The organism is Fusibacillus kribbianus (assembly GCF_030053595.1).
Classification (GTDB): domain Bacteria; phylum Bacillota; class Clostridia; order Lachnospirales; family Lachnospiraceae; genus Lientehia; species Lientehia kribbiana.
Genome location: NZ_JASGBQ010000014.1, coordinates 23,539 through 50,009 on the forward strand (window position 1 = coordinate 23,539; position 26,471 = coordinate 50,009).

At 51.3% G+C, this 26,471-nt stretch carries 22 protein-coding genes; 3 read left to right on the forward strand and 19 right to left on the reverse strand.

From position 1 onward, the window contains the following. Positions 1-13 precede the first annotated feature (13 nt). Positions 14-736 carry an AzlC family ABC transporter permease gene (locus QJ036_RS08585; protein ID WP_283230976.1) on the forward strand — a complete coding sequence of 241 codons (723 nt, stop codon included), beginning with the start codon at positions 14-16 and terminating at the stop codon, positions 734-736. Continuing rightward, positions 726-1,031, forward strand: a complete 306-nt coding sequence (locus tag QJ036_RS08590; protein ID WP_283230977.1) for an AzlD domain-containing protein — start codon at positions 726-728, stop codon at positions 1,029-1,031. Before QJ036_RS08585 ends, QJ036_RS08590 begins: the two co-directional genes overlap by 11 nt. On the opposite strand, the gene QJ036_RS08595 is transcribed toward QJ036_RS08590, so the two are convergent. Together QJ036_RS08595 and QJ036_RS08600 are read right to left on the reverse strand one after the other, a co-directional pair. After that, positions 1,026-2,786, reverse strand: a complete 1,761-nt coding sequence (locus QJ036_RS08595) for an ABC transporter ATP-binding protein (RefSeq protein ID WP_283230978.1) — start codon at positions 2,784-2,786, stop codon at positions 1,026-1,028. The two genes, QJ036_RS08590 and QJ036_RS08595, sit on opposite strands and share 6 nt — an antisense overlap. 1 nt (position 2,787) lies before the next feature. Next, positions 2,788-4,524 carry an ABC transporter ATP-binding protein gene (locus QJ036_RS08600; RefSeq protein WP_283230979.1) on the reverse strand — a complete coding sequence of 579 codons (1,737 nt, stop codon included), beginning with the start codon at positions 4,522-4,524 and terminating at the stop codon, positions 2,788-2,790. A 123-nt stretch (positions 4,525-4,647) separates the two neighbouring features. Here QJ036_RS08600 and QJ036_RS08605 point away from each other — a divergent pair, with 123 nt between their 5' ends. Continuing rightward, complete coding sequence (locus tag QJ036_RS08605) at positions 4,648-5,562, forward strand: LysR family transcriptional regulator (protein ID WP_283230980.1); 915 nt, start codon at positions 4,648-4,650, stop codon at positions 5,560-5,562. A gap of 63 nt (positions 5,563-5,625) precedes the next feature. On the opposite strand, the gene QJ036_RS08610 is transcribed toward QJ036_RS08605, so the two are convergent. The 17 genes from QJ036_RS08610 to rpsL form a co-directional block, all read right to left on the reverse strand. Next, positions 5,626-6,900 carry a C40 family peptidase gene (locus QJ036_RS08610; RefSeq protein WP_283230981.1) on the reverse strand — a complete coding sequence of 425 codons (1,275 nt, stop codon included), beginning with the start codon at positions 6,898-6,900 and terminating at the stop codon, positions 5,626-5,628. 189 nt (positions 6,901-7,089) lie between these two features. After that, the gene (locus tag QJ036_RS08615) at positions 7,090-8,409 is read right to left on the reverse strand and encodes a C40 family peptidase (protein WP_283230982.1); all 1,320 of its coding nucleotides are present in this window, start codon (positions 8,407-8,409) and stop codon (positions 7,090-7,092) included. Between the two features lie 334 nt (positions 8,410-8,743). After that, positions 8,744-10,153 (reverse strand): Na+/H+ antiporter NhaC family protein, encoded by a 1,410-nt coding sequence (locus QJ036_RS08620; protein WP_283230983.1) that lies wholly within the window; start codon positions 10,151-10,153, stop codon positions 8,744-8,746. Positions 10,154-10,175: 22 nt separating this feature from the next. Further along, positions 10,176-11,354 (reverse strand): alanine dehydrogenase, encoded by a 1,179-nt coding sequence (locus QJ036_RS08625; RefSeq protein ID WP_283230984.1) that lies wholly within the window; start codon positions 11,352-11,354, stop codon positions 10,176-10,178. A 209-nt stretch (positions 11,355-11,563) separates the two neighbouring features. Further along, positions 11,564-12,889 carry a sodium-dependent transporter gene (locus QJ036_RS08630; RefSeq protein ID WP_283230985.1) on the reverse strand — a complete coding sequence of 442 codons (1,326 nt, stop codon included), beginning with the start codon at positions 12,887-12,889 and terminating at the stop codon, positions 11,564-11,566. A 24-nt stretch (positions 12,890-12,913) separates the two neighbouring features. Beyond that, positions 12,914-13,942: a low-specificity L-threonine aldolase gene (gene ltaE / locus QJ036_RS08635; RefSeq protein WP_283230986.1), complete on the reverse strand. Its 1,029-nt coding sequence runs from the start codon at positions 13,940-13,942 to the stop codon at positions 12,914-12,916. Positions 13,943-13,987: 45 nt separating this feature from the next. After that, entirely contained in the window at positions 13,988-14,629 is a 642-nt protein-coding gene (locus tag QJ036_RS08640) for a trimeric intracellular cation channel family protein (protein ID WP_283230987.1), read from the reverse strand. Further along, positions 14,626-15,528, reverse strand: a complete 903-nt coding sequence (locus tag QJ036_RS08645; RefSeq protein ID WP_283230988.1) for an RluA family pseudouridine synthase — start codon at positions 15,526-15,528, stop codon at positions 14,626-14,628. The genes QJ036_RS08640 and QJ036_RS08645 overlap by 4 nt, the downstream gene beginning before the upstream one ends. Continuing rightward, positions 15,473-18,319, reverse strand: coding sequence for a translation factor GTPase family protein (locus QJ036_RS08650; RefSeq protein ID WP_283230989.1), 2,847 nt, complete (start codon positions 18,317-18,319; stop codon positions 15,473-15,475). The genes QJ036_RS08645 and QJ036_RS08650 overlap by 56 nt, the downstream gene beginning before the upstream one ends. A gap of 141 nt (positions 18,320-18,460) precedes the next feature. Then, the gene (locus tag QJ036_RS08655; protein ID WP_283230990.1) at positions 18,461-19,300 is read right to left on the reverse strand and encodes a MerR family transcriptional regulator; all 840 of its coding nucleotides are present in this window, start codon (positions 19,298-19,300) and stop codon (positions 18,461-18,463) included. A gap of 107 nt (positions 19,301-19,407) precedes the next feature. Then, the gene (locus QJ036_RS08660) at positions 19,408-20,502 is read right to left on the reverse strand and encodes a radical SAM protein (RefSeq protein ID WP_283230991.1); all 1,095 of its coding nucleotides are present in this window, start codon (positions 20,500-20,502) and stop codon (positions 19,408-19,410) included. Beyond that, positions 20,503-21,138, reverse strand: a complete 636-nt coding sequence (locus tag QJ036_RS08665; protein WP_283230992.1) for a TetR/AcrR family transcriptional regulator — start codon at positions 21,136-21,138, stop codon at positions 20,503-20,505. It lies immediately after the preceding gene. 142 nt (positions 21,139-21,280) lie between these two features. Further along, positions 21,281-21,700 (reverse strand): hypothetical protein, encoded by a 420-nt coding sequence (locus QJ036_RS08670; protein WP_283230993.1) that lies wholly within the window; start codon positions 21,698-21,700, stop codon positions 21,281-21,283. A 220-nt stretch (positions 21,701-21,920) separates the two neighbouring features. Then, a complete protein-coding gene (gene tuf, locus QJ036_RS08675; RefSeq protein WP_283230994.1) occupies positions 21,921-23,108 on the reverse strand; it encodes an elongation factor Tu in 1,188 nt (395 codons plus the stop codon). A gap of 108 nt (positions 23,109-23,216) precedes the next feature. Continuing rightward, complete coding sequence (fusA, locus tag QJ036_RS08680; RefSeq protein WP_283230995.1) at positions 23,217-25,334, reverse strand: elongation factor G; 2,118 nt, start codon at positions 25,332-25,334, stop codon at positions 23,217-23,219. Positions 25,335-25,349: 15 nt separating this feature from the next. After that, positions 25,350-25,820 (reverse strand): 30S ribosomal protein S7, encoded by a 471-nt coding sequence (rpsG, locus tag QJ036_RS08685; RefSeq protein ID WP_283230996.1) that lies wholly within the window; start codon positions 25,818-25,820, stop codon positions 25,350-25,352. A gap of 154 nt (positions 25,821-25,974) precedes the next feature. Beyond that, positions 25,975-26,388 (reverse strand): 30S ribosomal protein S12, encoded by a 414-nt coding sequence (gene rpsL, locus QJ036_RS08690; protein ID WP_283230997.1) that lies wholly within the window; start codon positions 26,386-26,388, stop codon positions 25,975-25,977. Positions 26,389-26,471 lie beyond the last annotated feature (83 nt).

Genomic DNA, 26,471 nt, shown 5'->3' on the forward strand with positions numbered 1-26,471 from the left:
TGGAGGGAAAATTATGTCATATAATAAATTTAATGCCTGGAAAGCCGGCCTGAAGGACGGCCTTCCTATTTGTCTTGGATATTTTGCGGTATCCTTCGCCTTCGGCATTCAAGCCAAAGGCATCGGTCTGACTCCGTTTCAGGCCGCTTTCATGTCCGCTGTCAATGTGACCTCGGCGGGCCAGTACGCGTCTCTGCAGCTGATCGCTGCCGGCGCCCCTTATTTTGAAATGGCACTGACGCAGCTCATCATCAATCTGCGCTACTGCCTGATGTCCTGTGCTCTTTCCCAGAAATTCACAAAGAAAACAGCCATGGGGCACCGTTTCGGCATCGCCTACGGAGTCACCGATGAGATCTTTGCCGTCAGCGTTTGTCGGCCCGGCCCACTGGAACCGGCCCACTCCTACGGCCTCATCAGCATTGCGGTCCCCGGCTGGGTCCTCGGCACACTGTTCGGCGTCATTTCCGGCAGCCTTCTGCCCGAAAGCATCATCAGCGCTCTTGGCATTGCCATTTACGGCATGTTCCTGGCCATCGTCATTCCGGTCGCCAGGGCAGAAAAGCCTGTTCTGGCAGTTGTCCTCTGTGCCGTATTTCTGAGCACAGTGTTTTATTATACTCCCGGATTAAACGCCATTTCTCCGGGCTTTCAGATCATTATCATTACGGTTCTGACTGCAGCAGCGGCAGCGCTTCTGTTTCCGGTTGCAGAGGAGGTGTCCCATGAGTCATAATATCTATCTTTATATTCTGGTCATGGCTGCTGTGACCTATCTGATCCGTATGCTGCCGTTGACCCTGATCCGCAGGGAGATCAAAAATCCCTTTATCCGGTCCTTCCTTCACTATGTGCCCTATGCGACTCTGGCTGCCATGACCTTTCCGGCCATCCTCTATTCCACAGCCAGCACCGTTTCCGCTGCCCTCGGCTTTCTCGCCGCCGCCTGCCTTGCGTATCTGGGAAAAAGCCTTCTGACCGTGGCGGGATGCGCCTGCATCGTCGTTTATATTGCTGAACTGTTTTTATAATCCTGCAAACTGACTGTTGTAGAGCTCCGCGTAGAAGCCCCCCTTCTGCAGGAGCTCTTTGTGATTTCCCTGCTCGACGATGTTTCCATCCTTCATTACCAGAATAATATCCGCCTCCCGGATCGTGGAAAGACGATGAGCTACGATAAAGCTGGTTCTGCCTTTCATCATTGTGGCAAAGGCCTTCTGGATCCGGATCTCCGTTCTTGTATCAATGGAAGAAGTGGCCTCGTCAAGAATCAGCATGGGCGGCAGACACAGCATGACCCTTGTGATGCAAAGAAGCTGCTTCTGCCCCTGGGACAGATTGTCCCCGTCCTCAGAGATCACCGTATCATAGCCCTTCGGCAGACGCTTGATGAAGCTGTGGGCATGAGAAGCCTTTGCCGCCTCCACGATCTCTTCCTCGGTGGCGTCCGGCCGCCCCATGGCGATGTTCTCCCGGATGGTCCCGTTTCTCAGCCAGGTATCCTGAAGGACCATTCCGTAATTCTGCCGCAGGCTCTTTCTCGTCAGATCCCGCGTCTCTATTCCATCGACCCGGATCTCTCCGCTGTCCACATCATAAAACCGCATCAGAAGATTGATGACGGTAGTCTTTCCGCAGCCGGTGGGCCCCACAATGGCTACTCTCTGTCCGGGCTCCACCTTCAGATTGAAGTTCTCGATCAGCTTCTGTTCCGGATTATAGGAAAAATACACCTGTTCCAGTTTCACACGGCCCTCTGCCTCTGAAAGCTCCGCTGCATTCTCCCGATCAGGGCTCTGGGGCTTTTCCTCGATGAGCTCAAAGATCCGCGCGGCGCATGCGATGGCGTTCTGAAGCTCCGTCACAACTCCGGAGATTTCATTGAAGGGCTTCGTATATTGATTGGCATAGGTGAGGAAGCAGGCCAGCTGTCCAACACTGATAATTCCGCCAATGGCCGCCAGAGCACCCGCGATCCCCACGCCGGTATACACCAGACTGTTTACAAATCTGGTGCAGGGGTTTACCAGAGATGAGAAAAAGATCGCCCGAAGAGAGCATTTCTGGAGCCTTCCGTTGATTTCATCGAACCGTGCCTTTGTCTCCTCCTCATGGCCGAAGGCCTTGACCACCTTCTGATTTCCGATGGCCTCCTCAATGAGTGCTGTCTGTTCCCCTCTGGTCTCCGACTGGAGCTTAAACATGGAATACGTCTTCTTTGCAATGAAGCTTGCCACAAACAGGGACACCGGTGTGATAAGGATCACCACCAGGGTGATCATCCCGTTGACCGACAGCATGAAGCACAGCGTCCCCACGATAGTCATGACTCCGGTAAACAGCTGGGTAAAGCCCATGAGCAGGCCGTCAGCAAACTGATCCACATCGGCAATGACACGGCTGACGATCTCACCGTTGGAATGACCGTCGATATATTTGAGAGGCAGGATCTCGATCTTTGCGAAGGCATCCCGCCTGATGTCCTGGACAACGTGATAGGTGATGCGGTTATTGCATACGTTCATGATCCACTGGGCGGCAGCTGTCAGCAAAATGACAATGACAATGGTCACCAGAACTTTCCCCACTGCTGCAAAATCCACGTTTCCCGGCCCCACAATATAGTCGATGGCCCGTCCGGTCAGAATGGGGATATAAAGGGTGAGGGCTACCGTCACCGCTGCAAAGAGAAGGGACAGCACCACGGAAAAACGGTATTTTTTAATGTATTTCAGTATCTTTCGGAAGGTATCCTTCCTTCCCGCTGCTTTTCTGTATTCCTTCATGTCATTCCACCTCCTTCGGGAACTGGGAATAATAGATTTCCTGATACACCCCACAGCTTTCCAGGAGCTTTTCGTGAGTTCCGATTCCTACTACCGCTCCGTCATCCAGAACTACGATCTGATCTGCATACTGAATGGAGGAAGCCCTCTGGGAAACAATAAATACGGTTAGTTTTTCCTTCATTCCCCGAATGGCCTTTCTGAGCCTTGCATCGGTGGCAAAATCCAGAGCGGAAGCGCTGTCATCCAGAATCAGGATCTCCGGTTTTTTCACAAGGGCCCTGGCTATGGTCAGTCTCTGGCGCTGGCCGCCGGACAGATTCCTTCCGCCCTGGGCCACGGACCAGTCAAGTCCTCCCTCTTTTTTCTCCACAAATTCTTTCGCCTGGGAGAGCTCCAACGCCTCCCACATTTCTTTCTCATCGGCGTCCTTCTTTCCCCATCTCAGATTCTCAGCGATGGTTCCCTTGAAAAGCACCGCTTTCTGAGGAACGACACCGATCTTTTCCCGAAGTACCTCAAAGGGATAATCCTTGACATTGACGCCGTCCACCAGAACCGCACCATCACTCACATCGTAAAATCTGGGGATCAGATTGATCAGGGATGTTTTTCCCGATCCGGTGCCGCCGATCACGCCGATGGTCTGTCCCCGCTCAGCCCGGAAATTCACATCCGTCAGGGATTCTGCACCTGCATTTTTATAGATCAGACTTGCATGGGAAAACTCCACAGTCCCCCGAAGGCCGGTGTCCTGATCTGCCTTCCATTCCTCCGGAGCAGACGCTGTCATATCGGGTTCTGTCTCCAGAACTGCTGCGATCCGACCGGCACAGGCCAGTGCCTTGGTTATGGTGATGATCAGATTGGCCAGCTTGATCAGCTCTACCAGGATCTGAGACATGTAATTGACCAGAGCCACCACTTCCCCCTGGGTAATGATCCCACTGTCCACCTGGATGGCGCCGGTCCAGATGAGCACCGCCACAGCGCCATTGATGATCACATAGGTGATCGGATTCATAAGGGCCGAGATCCGGCCGGCAAAAATCTGCATTTTCGTCAATGATTCGTTTCGCTCAGAAAACCGTTCCCGTTCCTCTTCTTCCTTATTGAAGGCCCGAAGGACCCGGACACCGGTCAGGTTTTCTCTGGTGGTTCCAAGGACTTTATCCAGTCCGGCCTGCACCTTTTTATACAGAGGCATGGTGATCAGCATGATCCCAAAGACCACAATGGACAGCAGGGGAATCGTCACCACAAAAATCATTGCCGCTCTCACATTGATGGTAAAAGCCATGATCATGGCGCCAAACACAATGAACGGTGACCGGAGAAACAACCGCAGGGTCATATTGACGCCGGACTGGGCCTGATTGACATCACTGGTCATTCTTGTCATCATAGTCGAGGTACCGAGGGTATCGATCTCCGTATAAGACAGCTTCTGAATATGGGAGAACAGCGCATGACGCACCCCCGTGGCAAAGCCAACTGCCGCCTTAGCCGCAAAATACTGAGCTGTCACCGAACAGATCAGTCCAATGATGCCCAGAGCAACCATAACAAGACACATCCGGATCACATATCCCGTATCCCGGTTTGCAATTCCTTTATCAATGATCGCCGCCATGACAAGCGGAACCAGAAGCTCAAAGGAAGCCTCCAGAAGCTTGAACAACGGACCAAGGATGCTTTCCTTCCTGTAATCCTTCAAATAAACGAGAAGTCGTTTCATAGTTTGTCACCTCTGTATTATTTTTGTTGCTTTTTTCCGCCCTTTATACTACCATAGAAAGCAATATATTAAAATTATTATATTTATATAGTATTTATATTTTTTTCATATAGGAGGAAGCCCATGGATTTAAAACAGTTCCGTTACTTTGTCACCGTCGTCAATGAAGGAACCATTTCCGCCGCTGCCGAGAAGCTTCATATGACTCAGCCTCCTTTGAGTACCCAGCTGAAGCTTCTGGAGGAGGAAGCCGGCTGCCTGCTGTTTGAGCGCGGCCCCCGCTCCATCCGGCTGACCGATGCCGGAAAAATGCTGTATGAGCGGGCCGTCACCCTGCTTCATATGTCTTCCCTCCTGAAGGAAGAGCTTCGGGAATATCGGCACGGATCCCATGGCACTCTGCGTCTGGGCATCGTCTCCTCCGTAAACAGTACCCTTTTCTGTCAATGGTTCCGCGGTTTCCACGAATCTCATCCGGACATCCAGTTTGAGCTTTCCGAGGATAACACTTACGGGCTTCTTGACAAACTGAGAAACGGACTCATCGAGCTGGCCATTGTCCGCACCCCTTTTCCGTCAGGCGACTTTCAGTGTATTCCACTGAAAAAAGAGGCGATCCTGGCTGCCGGCCACAAACACCTCTTCCAAAATCCGGATATATCCCATAAAATATCTCCCTCGTCCGACGGAAAAATTTCTCTGGAAGCTTTATCCGCGCTTCCTCTGATCCTTTACCGTCGGTGGGAGCCGGTTTTGAAAGAAGCCTTTCATTCCAGGAATCTGTCCTTGGAACCTCTCTGCAAAAATGATGATGCCAGAACCACCGCCTTCTGGGCAGATGCAGGCCTTGGCGTGGGGATCCTGCCGGAATCGGCAGTTTCCCTGTTCCGCAATCCTGAAACTGTCTGGAAAACCATTGACGACGAGGAACTCACCTCCACCATCACCCTGATCCACGGCAAAAACTCCTATCTTTCTGCCGCAGCCAAAGCCTTTGGCGAATACCTCCGGGAGCTCTACGGAGTGTCCGGTTCCTGACAAAGGCCGCAAAAAGGCGGTACAGCCTGTCTGCCGTACCGCCAATCATTATTCTCGCTTTGATTATCCCAACACATCCACTGCACAGTAAGGAGTCATGCAGTACATGGAGGAGATGCCGATGCCGTGTGCCTCATCGATGGCATGAATCACTTTTCCGCCGCCGATATAAATAGCCACATGGAAGATACTTCCGCCGCTGGCATAGAAGATCAGATCTCCGGGTTCCACACTGCTAAGAGGTACCTGATAACCATCATATGCCTGCTCTCTGGAGGTTCTGGAAAGTCCGACTCCGAAATGGGCCATGACCTTCTTGGTAAAGCCTGAGCAGTCGGTTCCATTGGTTAAGCTGGTGCCGCCCCAAACGTAAGGATTCCCGATAAACTGCTTTGCATATGCCACAACTGCATTTCTTGTGGAGCTTCTCTCCGCTGCCTTTGCCTCTTCCTCACGTCTCTTTGCTTCCGCGATCTTCTCTTTTTCTTCTTCCAGCGAAATCGCCTTGTCAAATTTCACATAAACCTGGACATACTGCTCTGCCACATATCCGGTAATGGGATTTCCGTCATCATCATCACCAAGGGAAAGCTTCACAAAGCCATCCTTGCCGCTCTCCACCACAGTATAAGTTTCGCCGCTCCAGAGAGTTGTGATAATATCGCTCTCGGTATTGGGTTCTGTACGCACCCGAAGGCCGCCTTCCTCCACATATCCGAACATCTTGCCGATTTCCAGTGCAAGAGCTTCTGCCTCATCACCTGTGATAAAATATTCTGCTTTGATGTAACCCTCCACAGAACCGGAATGGATCTTGTACCAGGTTCCGTCTTCAGCCTCCACGGTCTCCTCAATGGTGGCTGCACAGTTATTGTAGATCTTTCCGAGGATCTCTCCCTCTGTGCTGGCCGCATCACGGATGTTTACATAATCCTCATCGCCATTCACCTGAGAAACTGCCACATTGGCATAGGGAGAAGGTTCCTCCTCCTGCACCTGGGCTGCCGCGGGAACTGCTTCCTGCTGTGCGGCCTCATCTCCGGTCTCCGAAGTCTGTGAAACGCTCTGAGCTTCCTCAGTTTCCGCCTTTCCTGCAGATACGCTGACATTGGCAGCCAGGGTCAGGGATGCTGCACCGGCTGTCACCTTATTCGCTGTTCTTTTTTCCGGAACTGCCGCACTCTGCGGTTCCTCTGTATGATTTGAGGAGGCGGATGACTCCGTCTTGGGAGCTACCGTCACCAGGCTTGTTGCACCAGGCATTGCAAAAGCAGTGGTATTCATCACCATCGCCGCACATAAGCAGCCTGCCACAATCAACTTCCTCGTTCTTCTCATCGAATTCCTCCAGACCTGTTTTCGCTGTATTTTGGTGCTATTTATTACGAATTTATTACAACCAATTACAATTATAGCAGGGACCTATAGGCTTGTCAACCCTGGCTTTCTGCTGCTTTGCAAAGCTCCATATAAAAACGAGACATAGGATCGATTCCTATGTCTCGCAAAAATCATCTCATTTCTTATTTACAGAAGAGATATTGCACAGTAGGGGCTTCCGAGTCCGGAAATGCCAATGCCATGAGCCTCATCGATTGCGTGGATGATCTGTCCGCCGCCAATGTAGATCGCCACATGGTAGATGCTTCCGCCCCGAGCGTAGAATACCAGATCTCCGGGCTGAATGTTTCCGATGGAAACTCTTGTGCCGGCCCCCGCCTGGGAACGGGAGGTTCTGGGAAGTCCGATACCGAAGTGGGAATATACACCTCTGGTAAAGCCGGAGCAGTCAGTACCGTTAGTCAGGCTGTTTCCGCCATAAACGTAAGGATTTCCGATAAACTGCTTTGCATATGCAACAACCGCGCTTCTAGTGGCGTTGGAAACTGCCTCAGTGGGAGCTTCCGGTTTCTCCTGTCTGGGAGCCTCCGTCTCCTCCTTTGTAGGTGCTGAGGTTGTTTCCTCTCTGGAAGCACTGGTTTCCTCTTTCTTGGTGGCCTCCGTCTCTTCCTTCTTGGCCGCCTCAGTTTCCTTGCGCTTCTCCTCTTCCTCAGCCTTCTTCAGCTCTTCCTCAGCCTTTCTGGCCTCTTCCTCCAGTCTGGCCTTCTCTTCCAGCATCTTCTGCTCTTCCTCACGAGAAATGGCCTCATCGAATTTTACATATGTATTCACGTACTCCTTTGAGGCATATCCTACCACATCGTTTCCGTCATCGTCTTTTCCAAGAGACAGCTTCACGAAGCCGTCCTGCTGATCTACTACCGTGTAGATATCACCCTGCCACAGAGTGTCGATAACCTCGCTCTCGGTGTTGGGCTCCTCTCTGAGCCTCAGACCGCCCTCAGAAACCTCTGCAAAGCTCTTGCCGATCTCCATGGCAACCTTCTCAGCCTCATCGCCGGTCACAAAGAAATCAGACTTGATGTAGCCCTCAACCGTACCGGATTTGATCTTGTACCAGTCACCATCTTCCCTGGAAACGGTCTCCTCGATGGTCGCTGCACAATTGTTGTAGATCTTTCCGACTACCTCTGCTTCTGTGCTGGCATCTGTACGAATATTTACATATCCTTCGTCGTCGCCGACTCTGGATACTGCGATATTCTCATAAGGAGAAACCTCCGGGGCCGGAGCCGCTGCCTGAACGGTCGGTGTGCTCTGAAGATAATCCTTCAGTTCATTCTCCGGATTCTCCGATCCTGCATAAAAGTTGTTCATCGCTACGGAAAGGCCTGCTACTGCGGAATCGATCTCGATCTTGTTTGCCGCATTGGCGATGGGCATTCCCGCTATCAACACGGATGCGCACATACAGCCGACTGTGACTGCAATCCTGTTTTTTCTCATATAAATCATCCTCCAGTGTTTTTCAACCGCCCCATTTGTTACAAAATTATTACATCTGTTATTATTATAGCCGCTGTGCCTGTCCCTGTCAACCGCTCTCCGACAAAAAACAGTTCCAATTTTCGGTAAAGGACTCGGGACTCTTTTACAGCAATGTAACAACTTTGTCACATTTCTGCAAAAAGCACAATATGCTCTATACGCAATAAATTATACCAGCGTTCCAAAGGGGTGTCAACAATTTTGTAATATTTTCTCAAAAAGAGGACATTTCCCGGATTTCGCTCCGAAAAATGTCCTCTTTCCCATTCTTTTTTACTATATTGTTACAGAACTATACAGCCACAAAACCAACGATCAGATAGCCGACGACCGCCAAAGTCCCGCAGACCATCGCATAGGGAAGCTGCGTTTTTACATGGTCCAGATGATCCGATGCCGAGCCCATGGAAGACAGGATCGTCGTATCGGACAGCGGAGAACAGTGATCGCCGAAAACACCGCCGCCTGCCACAGCTGCAAACACAGCCACAACGATGGTGTTCAGCTCACCGCCGGTGACGCTGAAGGCTAACGGCAGAGCGATGGGCATGCAGATGGCGAAGGTCCCCCAGGAGGAACCGGTGGCAAAGGCCATGACTGCCGCCACGATGAAGATCAGAGCCGGAAGCACATTAGGGCTTAAGAAGCCTTCACACAGTGAGATAATATAATTGGCAGTTCCCATCTGCTTGCTCAGGGCATTGACTGAATAAGCAAGCGCCAGAAGCACGATGGCGGGAAGTGCTCCCTTGATGCCGTCCATCATGGTGTTCATGACTTCCTTGAAGGGAATGCCCTGGATCATCATGCTGATCATCATGAAAATTCCCACATACAGAAACGCTTCCATGGTCTTCGCCGACTTAAAGGCAATGTAGGTGCCGAGGGCCGCCGAGATGATCATGAGTACCGGAAGAACAAAGTTCAGAAATACCCTGGGCTTAAAGCCGGGGTAAGGCTCCATATCAGTCAGTTCCTTTCCGGTCAGGGGAGTCGCCCCGTCAGCCAGTACCTTTCCTTCCTCCATGGCACGCTTCTCCGCCTTCTTCATGGGGCCGAAATCCTTAACGATGCCGGATCCGATGAGTCCCACAAAGATCACGGCAAGCAGTGCATAGAAATTAAAAGGAATCGCCTTGAGGAACAGCGCTGCTCCGTCCGCCTGGGTCACGATGCAGCCGATCCCCACTGCCAGACCGCTCAAATATGCGGCCCAGCCGGTGATGGGAACCAGTACGCTGACCGGTGCCGAGGTGGAGTCTGCGATATAGGCAAGCTTTTCTCTGGAAATTCTGGCCTTGTCAGTGATGCTTCTCATGGTGCAGCCCACAAACAGGGGGCTGAAGGAGTCGCTGAAATACACGAACATACCGAGCACCCACGCCATGAGCTGGGCGCCTCTCCTGCTCAGATGCTTGTCATGGACCCACTGGGAAAAGCCCTGAATGGCGCCTGTTTTCTGAAAATAAGCCACCAGAATGCCGATAAAGGTATTCAGTAACATCACCCAGGCAAAACTGGTGGTACCCAGGCTTTCCTTAAGTAGTGTGGGAAATCCTAAAATCCCCTGTCCTGCCAGCAGTGTACCGGTGATGCATGCAATGGCAAGTGATACAATGGTGTTTTTTGTCACAAAGGACAGCACGATTGCAAGAATGGGCGGGATAACCGATATAAATCCCATATTTACTAACTCTTCCATACTCTTTCTCCCTTATGTTTATTTACAGCTTCACATCCTCCAGGGGAATGAAGTTTTCGGAACGGGTCACCGTTGCCGGCGGAGCCGGATCGATGTTCTGACCAGTCAGCCCCAGAATATCCTCCGGACGGATCCAGGGTCTTCCCTGCAGGGCACTGGTCTCCTCATGAGTAAGATAACCCTTGTAGGCCGTCAGACTTCTTCTCAGGAAGCCATCCTTCGCGCAGGCTGCAGCCACGCCCTGATTCATGATGCTTCTGAAATGGGGCAGCACGGAGGCCGCATAAGCCACGGAAGTGGAATTTGCAATGGCTCCCGGGATGTTGCTTACACAGTAATGAACCACTCCCTCCTCGATATAGCGGGGATTTTCGTGAGTCGTTTCGTGGAAGGTCTCGATCACGCCCACGTCATTGCTGATGTCAACAATGACCGAGCCCTTGCTCATGGTCTTCACCATCGCCCGGTCAATGAGATGATCGGTGCGGTTCTTGGGCCACTTCACGCAGTTGAGAACCATATCGGTCTCCGGCAGCAGCTTTGCAATATTCTCCTTGGTGGAGATCATCGTATTGACCTGCTCGTGATACTGACGGCTGATGCTTCTGAGGGTACCGATGTTGATATCCATCACGGTCACCCAGGCTCCGAGGGCATGGAGAACAGAAAGAGCTGCCTGTCCCACAACGCCGCCGCCGAGGATCAGCACCTTCATGCCGGGAGCTCCGCCCAGACCGCTGACGAACTTGCCCTTGCCTCCATTGATGGAAAGCATGGACTCCAGTCCCATGAGGGCTCCCTGTTTGCCGGCTGCCTCACAGTTGGGAGAACCGTAACGATGAGAATCCTCCGCCGTAAAGGCGATCACCTTTTTGTTCAGAAGAGCCTGTACCTCCTCCGGATGAGCTGCCGGATGAATGCAGGTAAACACGATCTGATTTTCCCTGAGCAGATCAAACTCGCAGGGTTCAAATTCCTTGACCTTTGTCAGGAAATCGCTCCGCGCATACATTTCCTCTGCCGTATCCACCAGCTCTGCGCCTGCCCGTACGTACTCCTCATCCTCAAATCCGGCCTTCTCACCGGCTCCCTTCTGTACCAGAGCCGTATGGCCGTCTGCCACGATGGACGCAATCTCCGACGGTGTCGCGATCACACGGTATTCGCCGTTTTTAATGTCCTTCAATAAACCAAATACCATTTTCTTTTCCTCCATATGATCATTCCGGTGAAATAAAAGCAGCCCGGAAGCAAAAGAGCCCCCGGACTGTACAAAATCGCCGTATGTTTCTTTCGCCTAACGTATCTCAGCTCTCTTTTCTCCGGATGGCGTCCGGTAAAAGCAATCCTGCACTTTCTGAAATACGTTCGCTTTATTCTATCCCAGTCCTCCGGAATTGTCAATAAATGTCAGCCGATTCCCTTATAAATAAAACCGAGAATCAGAACAAGGACCGTCAGCGGAACATAAATATACTTTGCAAGGAAGCCGAAGACCGGAGAAAGCGGCTTTTCCCTTCCCAGGTCCAGTTCTTCCCTGATCCGCCGGTAGCCGTAAATATAATAGATGGAGACGGCTCCCATCACCGCACCGATGGGCACGATCACAATGGTGATAAAATCCATAAAGGTTCCCACAACGATCTCGTTCTCCAGGAAGAGTCCCACTGCGAGCGCTGTACCGCCGCAGAGCAGCACGGAAAGCCTTCTTCCCAGGCCGAATTTTGTCTGCCAGCTTTCGATCACCGCCTCAAACATATTCATCAGGGACGTGATCCCGGCAAAGCACACCGACAGGAAAAAGATGGCTGCGAAAAGCCGTCCCATGGGCATCTGCCGGAACACATTGGGAAGGGTGACGAACATGAGGGACGGCCCTCTGCCCGGTTCGATCCCAAAGGCAAAGACTGCAGGCATGATGGCAAGGGCTGCCAGGAGCGCTGCCACCGTGTCAAACACCGCCGTGCGCACTGAGGCCTTTGGAATGTCCTCAGACTTCTTCAGGTAGGAGCCGTACACGATCATTCCGGAGCCGGTGATGGACAGGGAGAAAAAGGCCTGTCCCATGGCCATGATCCAGGTGTCCGCCCGCAGGAGATATTCCCACTTGGGTACAAACAAAAACTCATAGCCGGCCCATGCGCCCGGAAGAAAAGCCACCCGAACGGCCAGCACTGCAAACAGCAGGAAAAAGATCGGCATCAGGATCTTATTGGCCTTCTCGATTCCCGAAGCCGCATTGGCAATGAGGATCACCACCGTGACTGCAACGACCGCCACATGCCAGGGCACGCTTCCCAGATGGCCTGTAGCCTGGGCAAAATAGGCCGCAGAATCCTCCGCCAGGATCGCTCCCGTCAGGGAACCTGCAAAAGAGCGAAGCACCCAGCCGATGATGATGGAATAGCCGATGGCTATGCCGAGGGATCCCAGAAGCGGGATCCAGCCGAGAAGGCGGCCCAACTTTCCATTTTTGATCCGTTCAAAGCAGTATTCATATGCGCCGAGAGTTCCGGTTCCTGCCCTTCTTCCGATGGCAAACTCCGCTGAGAGGCCTACCAGGCCAAACAGGGCAATAAAGAGAAAGTAGGGAACCAGAAAGGCTGCCCCTCCGTACTGCCCGAGTCTGTAGGGAAACATCCAGATATTTCCAAGCCCCACCGCCGATCCGACGCAGGCCAGGACAAAACCAAAAGAACTGGAAAATCCACCGTTTACATGGTTTTTCTGACTCATAAAATCCCCCTCACAATTATCCTTTTATTGTTCCATGTATGCTTTCACTTCACGGAGTATCGTGTCGATGTCCTCCCGGTTCACGCCGGCGTTGGTCACCATACGGAATTCGCCCTTCTGCCCGGGATTCACCAGGATACCCCGCTCCTTCAGATATCCGGACAGGCCTTTCCAGACGGCTTCATCGGCGTTGATCCGGAAAAACACCATATTGATCTCCACGGCTGAACTGTCGCAGCAGATTCCCGGAATCTCCTTCAGGCCCTCCGCCAGGCACCTGGCGTTTTCGTGATCCACATGGAGACGCTTCGGCATCTCTTTGATGGCGATCAGCGCCGGAGCCGCCAATACGCCGGCCTGCCGCATGCCGCCTCCCAGAAGCTTCCTGTTCTTTCTCGCCCGCTCAATGAACTCCCGGCTTCCGGCCAGAACACTACCAACCGGTGCACAAAGTCCTTTGGAAAGGCAGCAGGAAACAGAATCCGTATACCGGGTGATCTCCTTTACATCCACACCGAGGGCCACCGCCGCATTGAAGCACCTCGCCCCGTCCATATGTACCGGAATTCCGTGTCTCTTTGCCATCTCATAGATTTCCTTCATGACGGCAACCGGCACCACGCGTCCGTTTGCCAGAGCATTTTCCAGACAGATCAGCGCCGTCACAGGACAATGGATGTCCTCCTCACGGATGGCATCCTCGATCATGGCACAATCTGGCATCCCGTTTTCAAAATGAAGAGTCCGCATATTGGCCCCTGCCAAAACGGCAACGGCGCCCACCTCGTGGCAGGCAATATGGGCTTCCTCCCCCAGAATGATCTCCTCGCCGCGTCCGGCCCAGGTCATGACCGCGGTCTGGTTGCTCTGGGTTCCGCTGACCATAAACAGGGCAGCCTCCTTCCCGAGGATGCGTGCCGCTTCCTCCTCCAGCTCATTGACCGTCGGGTCATCCTGATACACATCGTCCCCCACCGGGCAGTCGACCATGGCAAGCCGCATTTCTCTGGTGGGTTTTGTCACCGTATCACTTCGCACATCGATTACTTTCATATCTCTATCCTTTCTTAATACCGTTTGTCACCGGCATTACGTTATTCACTGAGTGATCCGCGGAAGATTCCAGCGGAAATGGGCTGCCAGACACCGGATAACGATGATCAGGACAAATCCGATGATCATGGCCTGCTTCTGGTCTATATAATAAGAAAGTATTGCCACCGTCACAGCTCCCGCCAGTGCAGCACAGGCATAGATCCGCTTCACGAAGATCGACGGAAGCTCCTGCGCCATCACATCACGCATCACGCCGCCTCCCACACCGGTGATCACCCCGGCAAAGGACATGAGAAACAATCCTGTGCCGCCCAGAGCTCCCGCTCCTGCTATGGTTCCTTCCACGGTAAAGGCGGCAAGTCCAAGGGTATCGATCCAGAACAGGATCCTTTCGTAGGCTCCGGCACGTGCTTTTCTGCCCCGCTTTTTCCGGATATACAGCACAACAAAAACCACATTTGCCGTGGCCAGTGCGGTCATGGCATAGATGGGAGTCCGGAACATGAGGGGCGGAATTCTTCCTATCAGGATATCCCGAAGGATCCCGCCGCCTGTGGCCGTGGTCAGCGCAAGGATATTGACTCCGAAAATATCCATTTCCTTGCAGATTGCTGCCATGGCTCCGGAAATTGCAAAAGCCACCGTACCGATCACATCCATCAGAAACATAAACGAATCTATCATACATTTTCCCTTTCTTCCAGCACGCTCCTCATATCCTCCGGCAGCGGCGCTTCAAACATCATCGATTCCCCGGTCACCGGATGGCGAAAGGCAAGGCGAAAGGAATGCAGAGCCTGCCTTGTGATATATTCCATATCCGGATTGTAAAGGTAATCCCCAATAAGCGGAAATCCCAGATATTTCATATGGATCCGGATCTGATGGGTCCGTCCTGTCTCAAGGGTAAGAGCCACCAGGCTGTGCCCGTTTTTCTCCTCCAGTACCCGGTAATGGGTCACCGCCCGCTCTCCGCAGACGAAATCCACCTCCCGCTCGATGATGGAACCCGGCTTTCTTCCGAGCGGTGCGTCAATCGTTCCCTCCGAAGGAGTCACATGGCCCCGCACGATCGCCCGGTATTCCCGTCCCATCTCTTTTTTCACCGCCATATCTGCCAGAATACAGGAGCTGAGGAGATGCTTTGCCACCACCGTAAGCCCCGACGTATCCCGGTCCAGCCGGTTGGTGCACCGAAAGACAAAGGGCTTTCCCTGCTCCTTGAAATACCAGGCCAGACCGTTGGCCAGTGAATTGTCATAATTGTTCATGGACGGATGAGTCGGCATTCCGGCCTGCTTGTTGATGACAAGAATATCCTCATCTTCATAGACGATCTCTATCGGCAGCTTCACCGGAACAATATGATCGGACACTTCTGTCTCGCAGATGTGAACCGCCAGAAGCTCTCCTGCCTTCAGCCGTTCATTGAGATAGCGATGACATCCGTCCACGGCAACGCCGTCCGGCGTCCGTTTCAAAAGGGCCAGACATCCTCTCGAGTACCCTCGTCTCCGAAGGAACTGCTCAATGCGCAGTCCCGCCTCCGTCTCCGCCGTTCTGTAGGTTATTCTTCTCTCCATATGCCTTTTTACCCAGACGTACCTCCTCCACATAGCCGGCCATCTCATCGGACAGCTGGTCAAAGAGATAATTTCTGCCGCCTCCCGGCTTTGCACTGCAGATTTCCCTGATTTCAATATTGGCCGCTTCAATGGCCGCCTTCAGATCCTGGGCCGACATCCGTCCGGCCCCCTGTCCCATGATGATCACCTGCTCAAGGCCGTCGGAGGTCGCAACAGTCACCCTGTATTTCTTTCCGATCTCATGGACCGTTTTTTCAATATACTGATCTGCCGTCTCTGCTTCCCTTGTAAATACCACATGAATATTGTGGTATTTGAAGATCTCTCCGACGCCGCCCTCCACCTTGTAAGCATCAAACACAAGGATCACCGTACATTTCCGGAAGCCCTGGTAATTGGACAAAATATCCATGAGCTTTCCCCTGGCGCCCCCGATATTCTTAGCGGCCAGTTCCTTAAGCTCCTCCCAGGCAAAAATAATATTATAACCATCCACCAGGAGATATTCCTTTTCCGGCTCTTTTAACGGAGTGCTTCTCCTTCTCCCGTCCGCACTGCCGCTTCCTCCGGGCCGATGAGACATTCCCTGGACGGAAAGCTTTTTCACCTCAGCGCTTCCGGAGCAGACCGTTTTCCCAAAGCCGCTTCGTTTTCTCTCCACGGCACCGTAGGTCCTGGTAAAAATCGTTTCCAGCTCCCTGTCATCGGCCTGCATGGCATAGAAGTCCTGCCGAACCGCAGGACGTTTTCCCGTCTCCGGAATACCGGCCAGCGCTCCCGCAGTTCCGGGAACACCCCTCTGTCCGGTGTCTTTGTCCGTCTGCTCCGGCCCATCCTCCGTTTTCTTCAGAACGCTTTCCAGATGCATATATTCGGGCACCCGATCCCAGGGCACCGTAAAGCCGGCTCCATGGGCGCAGAACACAGAACCGGTGGGATTTTCCAGATCCGTTTCCGCGTCATAACCGGCTGCCGCAATGATCTCCGCTGCGTTGTGGCAGGGTTCATAGCCCTTGAGCACGCAAAACAGCCGCCCCCGGCCCCTGGTATAGGACAATACCTCTGCCTGATAGCCCTGCATGCAGGCCACCGGCGCCGTGCCGTGAAGCACCGCCGTATCGCCGTCTGTTTCCGGTGCCGAAAAGCTCCCGTTCATCCGCTGCAGATCATGGATGGCACGTCCCAGATTTTCTGCAGGGATCTCCAGCCGGTATTCATAGACCGGCTCCAGAAGTACCGATTCTGCCTGTTTAAGGCCCTGCCGGACCGCCCGGTAAGTGGCCTGTCTGAAATCCCCACCCTCTGTGTGCTTTAAATGAGCACGCCCGGAAGCCAGAGTAATTTTCATATCGGTGATCTCCGCACCGGTCAGCACGCCCCGGTGCTTTTTTTCCTCCAGGTGGGTCAGGATCAGCCGCTGCCAGTTTTTATCCAGCAGATCCTCACTGCAGGAGACCGCAAACTGCAGTCCGCTGCCCGGCTCCCCCGGCTCCATCAGAAGATGGACTTCCGCATAGTGGCGCAGCGGTTCAAAATGGCCAACTCCCTCCACCGGCTGCCGGATCGTTTCCTTATATACAATATTACCGGCGCCAAAGGAGACATCCATGCCGAACCGTTCCCTGATCATGGTTTTCAAAATCTCGATCTGAACCTCTCCCATGAGTTGGGCATGGATCTCATTCAGCTGCTCCTCCCACGCGATATGAAGGAGCGGTTCTTCCTCCTCCAGTTCCAGAAGCTTCAAAAACGCCGCATGAACATCGCTTCCCTCCGGCAGGTCGATCCGGTAATTGAGCACCGGCTCAAGGACCGGCGCCAAAACGGTTTCTTCGATTCCCAGCCCCTGACCGCTGAAGGTTTTTTCCAGTCCGGTGACGGCACAGATAGTTCCGGCCGGTGCCTCATTGACCATGCGGAAGGACGCACCGGAATAAATCCGGATCTGATCCGCTTTCTCGCCTTCCACCGGCATTTTCACCTTCAGAGTTCCGCCGGTCACCTTCATATGGGTAAGTCTCGTATTCTGTCCGTCACGGGAAATTTTGTAAACTCTTGCCCCGAATTCCTTCGGATATTCCCGGTCTGAGACATAAGCTCCGATCCCGTCAAGAAGCTCCTCCACCCCCTGGATCTTCAGAGCCGAGCCGAAATAGCAGGGAAATACCTTGCGTTCTTTAATAAGGGAAGCCAGATCCGCATTCCCGATCCTGCCCTCCTCCAGATATTTTTCCAGAAGAGCTTCGTCGCACATGGCCAGGCTCTCCATAAACGTCTCATCCGAAAGGCTCTGACCGAAGTCCAGACAATGCTCCGAAAGCTTTTTTTCCAGTTCCCGAAGGATCCCGTTCCTGTCGGTTCCCGGCTGATCCATCTTATTAATAAACAGAAATGTGGGGATATCATAGCGACGCAGCAGCCGCCAAAGGGTTTCCACATGGCCCTGGACCCCATCCGCACCGCTGATGACAAGCACCGCCGCATCCAGTACCTGCAGAGTCCGCTCCATCTCCGCCGAAAAATCCACATGGCCCGGAGTATCGAGAAGGGTCACATCCCGATCTCCCAGCTTAAACTCCGCCTGTTTGGAAAATATGGTGATCCCTCTCGCCTTTTCCAACGCATACGTGTCCAGAAAGGCGTCTCCATGATCTACCCGCCCCGGTTTTCTGATACTGCCGGTCAGATAAAGAATGCTCTCCGCAAGAGTTGTCTTGCCAGCATCCACATGGGCCAAAAGGCCGATACAGATATGGGATTTTGTTCCTGCAGTCTCCTGTCCGCCCATGAAAACGCCTCCTCCCGTGACTGCATAATAGAAGCATTATACCACAAGAAGAGGCAATAGTCGAGATGCAGCCTCGATGAGAAGCTGTATCTTTTTATAGTTTTTTACGATTCCTGTTTCCGCTGAAGCGTCAGACCGGCTTCACCGCCTGTCCCCCGCTTTTTTACGGAAAGCCATCCATAATAATCCGAAAAATACAATCGTGTCCGCTGCAAGCACGATGGTCACATGCCTTACGATTTCTTTCACATAGAGAAGGATAAACAGTTCTACGGATAAGACAACAAAGCACAAATAATTGGCAATGTAGTCTGCCCTCATATCACAGTCAATGATATTCTTTTTCAGCCATCTCCAAATGAATGGTCGAAGCAGAAACCGGATCACGACACATGCAGCAGGAAAGGCAAACACGAATTTCCGGTCCGCAAAGGAAACTGCCATACCATGGCTCCACTGAACAGGGATCTCCGCCGGCAGATACCGGAAAGAAACCGCCGCCGTCAACAGACTGACAACTGTTATGATGATCCATACAAGCTTCCCGCCCCACAGGTAGAAGAAGCTGACAGAATCCCACTTCAAAAGGCTGCGGTTTTTATTCCAGTAATCGTCCGGATCGGCAACATACTGCTCCACATCCAGATCCGCATAATCTATCTCTTCTCCCGACTGAAGCATACGTTCACAGAGAATTTTTGCATGCTCCAGCTCCGACATCTGCCCCTCTAAAATTCCTTTTTGCTTTTTTACCACCTCTAATAAATCGGCTTCTTTATTTACAAGTCTTCGGATATCTTCTATCGAGATTCCCAGGGTTCTCAGATAAGCTATTTTTTTCAGATTTTTTACATCTTCCTCTGAATATTCGCGATATCCATTTTCCTCGTTTCTGATCGGAGTGATCAGTTTTTCTTTTTCATAAAACCGAATGTTGGAGCGTGTCAAACCGGTTATCTGTTCTGTTTCCTTTATTGTCATACCAAATCCTCCATGCAGAAAGTTCTGTATGTATTATTGTAAGGTATAAACCAGGTTTACAGTCAACCTTTTTCTATGATCCGTTCCGCAAAAAAGCCTCCGATTGCCTAAAAACGTATCAAATAGCTTTCCACCTCGTCCCGTTTCTCATACAATACACAGCCCCCCTCATGATTTCCCGTCAATGTTCCGTTATTCTGTAATTTCATGAATAACCCGGAATGAAGTGCTTCTCTCAAAGACGTATCTCTGACATTCACATCGGAATAAGGTGAAAAAGGGCACGGTTCCGCACCGCCATGGGAATTGATATGGAAAAAGCCTCTTCCCGCAGCGATACATCCTCCAGAGGAGATTTCATCTCCCGGGAAAGACAGGAAGATCATATCCGAATATTTATTTCTGAGCTCCGAGAGGCGCCGGTTCATGTATTTTCTTTCTTCATCCCCTGGTGCCAGACCTTTTAGTTTCGGCGACATCGGCACAAATTCCACATAGAACAGTGCCTTACAGCCCCGTTCTTCCAGCTTTTTCAGAAATTCATCGGATGTCACCTCTTCCAGATTTTCTTTCGTGACCGTTACAGAAGAGCCAAACAGCAGTTTTTCTTTCTGCAGGTCTTCCATGGCAGCAAGAACCCTCTCATATACCCCTTCTCCCCGTCTGCCGTCTGTCTGTTTTTCTTTTCCCTCGATGCTGAAGATGGGAAGGAGATTTCTGCATTTTTTCAGCATTCTCATATAGGTATCATCCAAAAGCGTTCCGTTTGTAAAAATCGGAAACAGGAGATTCTGTCTGTTGCCGGCCTTTTCGATCACATCTGTGCGGATCATCGGTTCTCCTCCTGCCAGAAGAATAAAGCTGATTCCCATCTCCTCTGCCTGTGCAAAAACAGCATCCCACTCCTCTGCCGAAAGCTGCTCTTTCGGCTTCTCATCTGTACAGGAATGGACTGCCCGGGCGTAGCAGCCTGCACAATGAAGATTGCAGCTGCTTGTAATACTGGCAATCAGAAAAGCCGGAATATGTTCTCCTGCCTGCTCAGATATTTTCCGTTTCCTGGATGCCGCTCTGGACGCTGCTGCAAATCTGGCCATAAAAACACTTTGTGCCGGATTTGTCAAGGTGACTTTTACTGCGTTTTTGACGAGATTCTCAACACCGGCCGTCATATATTCCTGTATGCTCCACGTTCCTCCCATTTAATCTTCCTCCTCATCCTTCTTTCGATAAATCCGAAAAAATTCTTCAATCTGTCTGTCAAGTATTTCCAGTGCCTCCTCCTTGCGTTCCGGCTGATCACTGTACATGGACAAAAGCAGATAGATCGGTGAATAAAAGCTGATTGCCGCTGCTTTTGCATCTCCCGGATAAAACACCTCCTGCTCCATCATCTCTGCAAAAAGCTTTTCCTGGTAGGCAATCGCATCTTCCATAAAGATTTTTCGAAACATGGTATAGATCTGAGGATTTCCATATTGCTCCATATGAGCGACCCGCCAGAACCGGGAAATATATGGATCCGTGAGATAAAACACAAAAGCTTCGTTCGTAATTTTTTTCAGACCATCCAGATCAAGTTTGATATAAAAACCCGAGATAGGAGCATCCGATTTGTCATACTGCGGGATTCCCAGTGTCTGAGAAAGGCCGGAGATATGCTCCATGATCAATTCGACGATCGAGTCAAAGATCTCCTGCTTACTCTTAAAATGGTTATATAAGGAAGCGTCTTTGATTCCGACCGCATCGGCAATATTCTTAACGCTTGTTCCCTTATAACCCTTTTGGGCAAAAAGGGTCAGCGCCTCTTCTGTGATCTTTTCCTTTGTTGTCATATGTTTCCTCTTTCCATATCTTCAATCGTCTAGATCCTAGTGATCACTAGTCTTCCTTTATTATATGCTAGTGTTCACTAGTTGTCAAGTGACTAATAATCAGGCCGTCCGAAACAGGAGTCCCGGTAATACCGGAAGACAATCACTCCAGCAACGCTTCCAGCTTTTGAAATATCCTTTTCAACAATAACGCCAGCATTCCCGTCAACAGCATAGCTGCAAAAAACAAAAGGAATATTCGTTTCCCGAGCACCTCGAACAAGCCTCCATAAATTGCCTGACCGATCGGAATCAGAGTCAATCCATCATACAGCAGTAAAAGATATCCGTGTTTTGCCTTTATCCTTTTAGCAAATAAACCGGCTCCCGCTCCGCCGCACAAGGCCCCCATGGCAAAGACACTTTCGGCATATCCATACAGACGATTTGACGTTTCACCGTCCAATTCCAGCATCTGCGTGATGATCACCGGCAGCCCGATCATGACCAGTGCACTTAATATCAGATTGATTGCGGCCGCCGCAAGCGATAACTGCACAATAACCGGCTGCTCCCGACACATAGATCGCAAGCTTTCCTTCAAATCGCCAAAGGCGATCGCAAAAATAAAGATAGTGGAATGCCTGCAAGCCGATAAGCGCCCTCGCAAATGCTTCGCATTTCCTCGGTCGCGGGCATTCGTCAAATGCCCGCGCAGGCAATAAAATAGGGACTTCCAAGTGAACTTGGAGTCCCTATTATTATCGCCTTAACTGGCGCTTATCTCATTGCTTTCGCGCAGATTACTCGATGATGGAAGCAACTCTTCCGGAACCTACGGTACGTCCGCCTTCACGGATAGCGAAGGTAAGACCCTGCTCCATAGCGATGGGATGGATCAGCTCGATGGTCATCTCAACGTTGTCGCCAGGCATGCACATCTCAGTGCCTTCGGGAAGGTTTACAACACCAGTAACGTCAGTTGTTCTGAAGTAGAACTGAGGTCTGTAGTTGTTGAAGAAAGGAGTATGACGTCCACCTTCATCCTTGGTCAGAACGTATACCTGAGCGGTAAACTTTCTGTGGCACTTTACAGAACCGGGTTTAGCAAGAACCTGTCCTCTTTCGATTTCAGTTCTCTGAACACCACGAAGCAGAGCACCAATGTTATCACCAGCCTGACCTTCATCCAGCAGCTTGTGGAACATCTCAACGCCGGTAACTACAACCTTGCGGGTCTCTTCCTTGATACCAACGATTTCAACTTCATCAGATACATGAACAGTACCTCTCTCTACTCTACCGGTAGCAACGGTACCACGGCCGGTGATGGAGAAGATATCCTCGATGGGCATAAGGAAAGGCTTGTCAGTATCACGCTGAGGATCAGGAATGTAGCTGTCTACAGTGTCCATCAGCTCCATAATCTTGTCGCCCCACTCACCCATGGGATCTTCCAGAGCCTTCAGAGCGGAACCCTTTACGATCGGGCAGTCATTGAAGTCATACTCTTCCAGCTGCTCGGTAACTTCCATCTCAACCAGCTCGATCAGCTCTTCGTCATCAACCATATCGCACTTGTTCAGGAATACTACGATATAAGGTACGCCTACCTGACGGGACAGAAGGATGTGCTCCTTGGTCTGAGCCATAACACCATCAGTAGCAGCAACTACGAGGATAGCACCGTCCATCTGAGCAGCACCGGTGATCATGTTCTTTACATAGTCAGCATGTCCGGGGCAGTCAACGTGTGCGTAATGTCTCTTCTCAGTCTGATACTCAACATGAGCGGTAGAAATGGTGATACCACGCTCTCTCTCTTCGGGAGCCTTATCGATGTTCTCGAAATCAACCTTCTCATTTCCGGCAACTCTCTCTGCCAGAACCTTGGTGATAGCAGCAGTCAGAGTGGTTTTGCCGTGGTCTACGTGACCGATTGTACCGATGTTACAATGCGGCTTTGTTCTGTCAAATTTAGCCTTAGCCATTTTAAAAGTCCTCCTTAAATTTGCCCTGGCGGGCTTCTCATTTTATTTACGTTTCAAAGTTTCACGACTGAATACAATTATATTGCAAAACTACAGGTTTTTCAAGCCTTATTTGCCTCTTTCGGCAAGAACTTTTTCCTGAACGTTCTTCGGTACCTGCTCGTATCTTTCAAAGAACATGGAGTAGGCTGCACGTCCCTGAGTCTTGGAACGCAGGTCAGTTGCATATCCGAACATCTCGGACAGTGGAACGTAGCCCTTGATCAGCTTGGAACCGTTCACATCCTCGAAAGCCTCGATGCGTCCGCGGCGGGAGTTGATATCGCCGATAACGTCGCCCATGTAATCCTCGGGAGTTGTTACTTCCACTCTCATGATGGGCTCGAGAAGCACTGCGCCGCCCTTTGCCATTGCATCCTTGAAGGCCATGGAACCGGCGATCTTGAATGCCATTTCGGAAGAGTCGACTTCATGGTAGGAACCATCATATACAGTTGCCTTGATACCAAGCACTTCAAATCCGCCTAAGATACCGGACTTGGCAGCCTCCTGAATACCTGCGTCAACAGCAGGAATGTATTCCTTGGGAATAGCACCGCCGACAACCTCGGAAGCGAACTCGTAGGTCTTCTCAGCATTGGCATCCATGGGCTCGAAACGAACCTTACAATGACCGTACTGACCGCGGCCGCCGGACTGCTTTGCATACTTGCTGTCAACCTCAACGGTCTTGGTGAAGGTCTCCTTATAAGCAACCTGAGGCTTACCAACGTTTGCTTCCACCTTGAACTCACGAAGGAGACGGTCTACGATGATCTCCAGATGGAGCTCGCCCATACCGGCAATGATGGTCTGTCCTGTTTCCTTGTTGGTGGATACACGGAAGGTGGGATCCTCCTCTGCAAGCTTTGCGAGAGCCTCGCCCATCTTATCCTGACCGGCCTTTGTCTTGGGCTCAATGGCGATATCGATAACGGGCTCCGGGAATTCCATGGATTCCAGGATAACCGGATGCTGCTCGTCACAGATGGTATCACCGGTTGTTGTTACTTTGAATCCAACTGCTGCTGCGATGTCGCCGGAGTAAACCTTATCAAGCTCAGCTCTCTTGTTGGCGTGCATCTGCAGAATACGGCCGACACGCTCTTTCTTGCCCTTGGTGGCATTGAGCACGTAAGAGCCTGCATTCATGGTACCGGAATACACACGGAAGAATGCCAGCTTTCCTACGAAGGGGTCAGCCATGATCTTGAATGCCAGTGCGGAGAAAGGCTCCTCATCGGAGGAATGTCTCTCAACCTCATTGCCATCCATATCGGTTCCCTTAATAGAAGGGATATCCGTAGGTGCGGGCATGTACTCGATAACGGCATCCAGAAGCTTCTGTACGCCCTTGTTTCTGTAAGCAGTACCGCACAGTACGGGGATAATTTCAACGGAAATCGTTGCTTTTCTCAGAGCTGCTTTCAGAGCTTCTGTAGAAGGCTCTTCGCCCTCCAGATACTCCATCATCAGATCATCATCTGTCTCGCAGATGGATTCGATCATTGCAGTTCTGTATTCTTCTGCCTGCTCCTTCATGTCTTCGGGGATCTCAGTGATGGAGATGTTGTCGCCCTTCTCATCGTTGTAGATGTAGGCCTGCATCTCAAACAGATCGATTACTCCCTTGAAGTCATCTTCCTTGCCGATCGGCAGCTGAACAGGCACAGCGTTGTGACCAAGACGGGTCTTGATCATCTCCACTGCATTGTAGAAGTTTGCGCCCAGGATATCCATCTTGTTGATGAATGCGATTCTGGGTACGTTATACTTATCAGCCTGGCGCCATACAGTTTCTGACTGAGGTTCTACACCGCCCTTTGCACAGAACACGCCTACAGCGCCGTCCAGTACACGCAGGGAACGCTCTACCTCAACGGTAAAGTCAACATGTCCGGGGGTATCAATGATATTGATACGATGCTCCAGAGCGCCCGGCATGGGTTTGGTTTCTTTTTCCAGTGTCCAGTGGCAGGTGGTTGCAGCGGAGGTGATGGTAATACCTCTCTCCTGTTCCTGCTCCATCCAGTCCATGGTGGCTGTTCCCTCGTGGGTATCGCCAATCTTGTAGTTAACGCCTGTGTAGTACAGGATACGCTCTGTCAGAGTGGTCTTACCCGCATCGATATGAGCCATGATACCAATGTTCCTGGTTCTCTCCAATGGATATTCTCTTCCAGCCAAGGGATTTTCCTCCTTTTAGAATCTGTAATGCGCAAATGCCTTGTTTGCTTCTGCCATCTTGTGCATGTCTTCTTTTTTCTTTACGGCTGCGCCGGTGTTATTGGCTGCATCCATAAGCTCGTTTGCCAGTCTTTCTTCCTGGGTCTTCTCGCCTCTCTTGCGGGAGTAGAGAACGATCCAGCGAAGAGCCAGCGCCTGACGTCTTTCGGGCTTAACCTCGATGGGCACCTGATAGGTGGCACCACCGATACGCTTAGCCTTTACTTCCAGTACAGGCATGATATTGTTCATTGCTGCTTCAAATACCTCCAGTGCAGGCTTGCCGGTCTTCTCTGCTACCTGCTCGAAGGCTCCGTATACGATCTTCTGAGCAACACCCTTCTTGCCGTCTAACATGATGTTGTTAATCAGCTTTGTAACAACCTTGTTATTGTAAAGCGGGTCTGCTAACACATCTCTTTTCTGGGTATGTCCTTTACGCGGCACGTTACTTCCCTCCTTAATTATGATTACATTAAATCGTCGGTACTCACACGTTTTTGTATGTTCGCGCCCGGTTTATGTGAACTCTATTTTGGACCCGTTTTACAGGGAAAAATATGCTACATTCCGTGCACTTATACAAATTTCAATGACTGCCTTACTTCTTCGGTCTCTTAGCGCCGTATTTGGAACGGGCCTGACGTCTGTTGGCAACACCTGCTGTATCGAGGGTTCCTCTGACGATATGGTATCTGGTACCGGGTAAGTCCTTTACACGGCCGCCACGAATCAGTACAACGCTATGCTCCTGAAGGTTGTGGCCTTCACCGGGGATATAGCTTGTTACTTCGATACCATTGGAAAGACGTACTCTGGCAATCTTTCTCAGTGCTGAGTTAGGCTTCTTGGGGGTAGCGGTCTTTACTGCGGTGCAGACGCCTCTCTTCTGGGGAGCTGCTTCGTCAGTTGCTCTCTTCTTTAAAGAGTTGTATCCCTTTAACAGAGCGGGAGCGGTTGCCTTCTTTACGGTTGTCTGTCTACCCTTTCTTACTAACTGGTTGAATGTGGGCATGTTTTTCACCTCCTGTATAATTGGTAACTATCGGTTTTTGCGCACAAAAAACAGCATTGCTTTTATGCACGCCATATCATTAT

What these genes read in the sequence shown, in the direction of transcription:
- tuf (WP_283230994.1), bottom strand. Translation starts at nt 23,108, where the DNA reads ATGGCTAAGGCTAAATTTGACAGAACAAAGCCGCATTGTAACATCGGT.
- QJ036_RS08610 (WP_283230981.1), bottom strand. Translation starts at nt 6,900, where the DNA reads ATGAGAAGAACGAGGAAGTTGATTGTGGCAGGCTGCTTATGTGCGGCG.
- QJ036_RS08625 (WP_283230984.1), bottom strand. Translation starts at nt 11,354, where the DNA reads ATGGTATTTGGTTTATTGAAGGACATTAAAAACGGCGAATACCGTGTG.
- QJ036_RS08620 (WP_283230983.1), bottom strand. Translation starts at nt 10,153, where the DNA reads ATGGAAGAGTTAGTAAATATGGGATTTATATCGGTTATCCCGCCCATT.
- QJ036_RS08615 (WP_283230982.1), bottom strand. Translation starts at nt 8,409, where the DNA reads ATGAGAAAAAACAGGATTGCAGTCACAGTCGGCTGTATGTGCGCATCC.
- QJ036_RS08645 (WP_283230988.1), bottom strand. Translation starts at nt 15,528, where the DNA reads ATGGAGAGAAGAATAACCTACAGAACGGCGGAGACGGAGGCGGGACTG.
- QJ036_RS08585 (WP_283230976.1), top strand. Translation starts at nt 14, where the DNA reads ATGTCATATAATAAATTTAATGCCTGGAAAGCCGGCCTGAAGGACGGC.
- ltaE (WP_283230986.1), bottom strand. Translation starts at nt 13,942, where the DNA reads ATGAAAGTAATCGATGTGCGAAGTGATACGGTGACAAAACCCACCAGA.
- rpsL (WP_283230997.1), bottom strand. Translation starts at nt 26,388, where the DNA reads ATGCCCACATTCAACCAGTTAGTAAGAAAGGGTAGACAGACAACCGTA.
- QJ036_RS08605 (WP_283230980.1), top strand. Translation starts at nt 4,648, where the DNA reads ATGGATTTAAAACAGTTCCGTTACTTTGTCACCGTCGTCAATGAAGGA.
- QJ036_RS08670 (WP_283230993.1), bottom strand. Translation starts at nt 21,700, where the DNA reads ATGTGTCGGGAGCAGCCGGTTATTGTGCAGTTATCGCTTGCGGCGGCC.
- QJ036_RS08595 (WP_283230978.1), bottom strand. Translation starts at nt 2,786, where the DNA reads ATGAAGGAATACAGAAAAGCAGCGGGAAGGAAGGATACCTTCCGAAAG.
- QJ036_RS08630 (WP_283230985.1), bottom strand. Translation starts at nt 12,889, where the DNA reads ATGAGTCAGAAAAACCATGTAAACGGTGGATTTTCCAGTTCTTTTGGT.
- QJ036_RS08590 (WP_283230977.1), top strand. Translation starts at nt 726, where the DNA reads ATGAGTCATAATATCTATCTTTATATTCTGGTCATGGCTGCTGTGACC.
- QJ036_RS08660 (WP_283230991.1), bottom strand. Translation starts at nt 20,502, where the DNA reads ATGGGAGGAACGTGGAGCATACAGGAATATATGACGGCCGGTGTTGAG.
- QJ036_RS08650 (WP_283230989.1), bottom strand. Translation starts at nt 18,319, where the DNA reads ATGGGCGGACAGGAGACTGCAGGAACAAAATCCCATATCTGTATCGGC.
- QJ036_RS08665 (WP_283230992.1), bottom strand. Translation starts at nt 21,138, where the DNA reads ATGACAACAAAGGAAAAGATCACAGAAGAGGCGCTGACCCTTTTTGCC.
- QJ036_RS08600 (WP_283230979.1), bottom strand. Translation starts at nt 4,524, where the DNA reads ATGAAACGACTTCTCGTTTATTTGAAGGATTACAGGAAGGAAAGCATC.
- QJ036_RS08640 (WP_283230987.1), bottom strand. Translation starts at nt 14,629, where the DNA reads ATGATAGATTCGTTTATGTTTCTGATGGATGTGATCGGTACGGTGGCT.
- QJ036_RS08655 (WP_283230990.1), bottom strand. Translation starts at nt 19,300, where the DNA reads ATGACAATAAAGGAAACAGAACAGATAACCGGTTTGACACGCTCCAAC.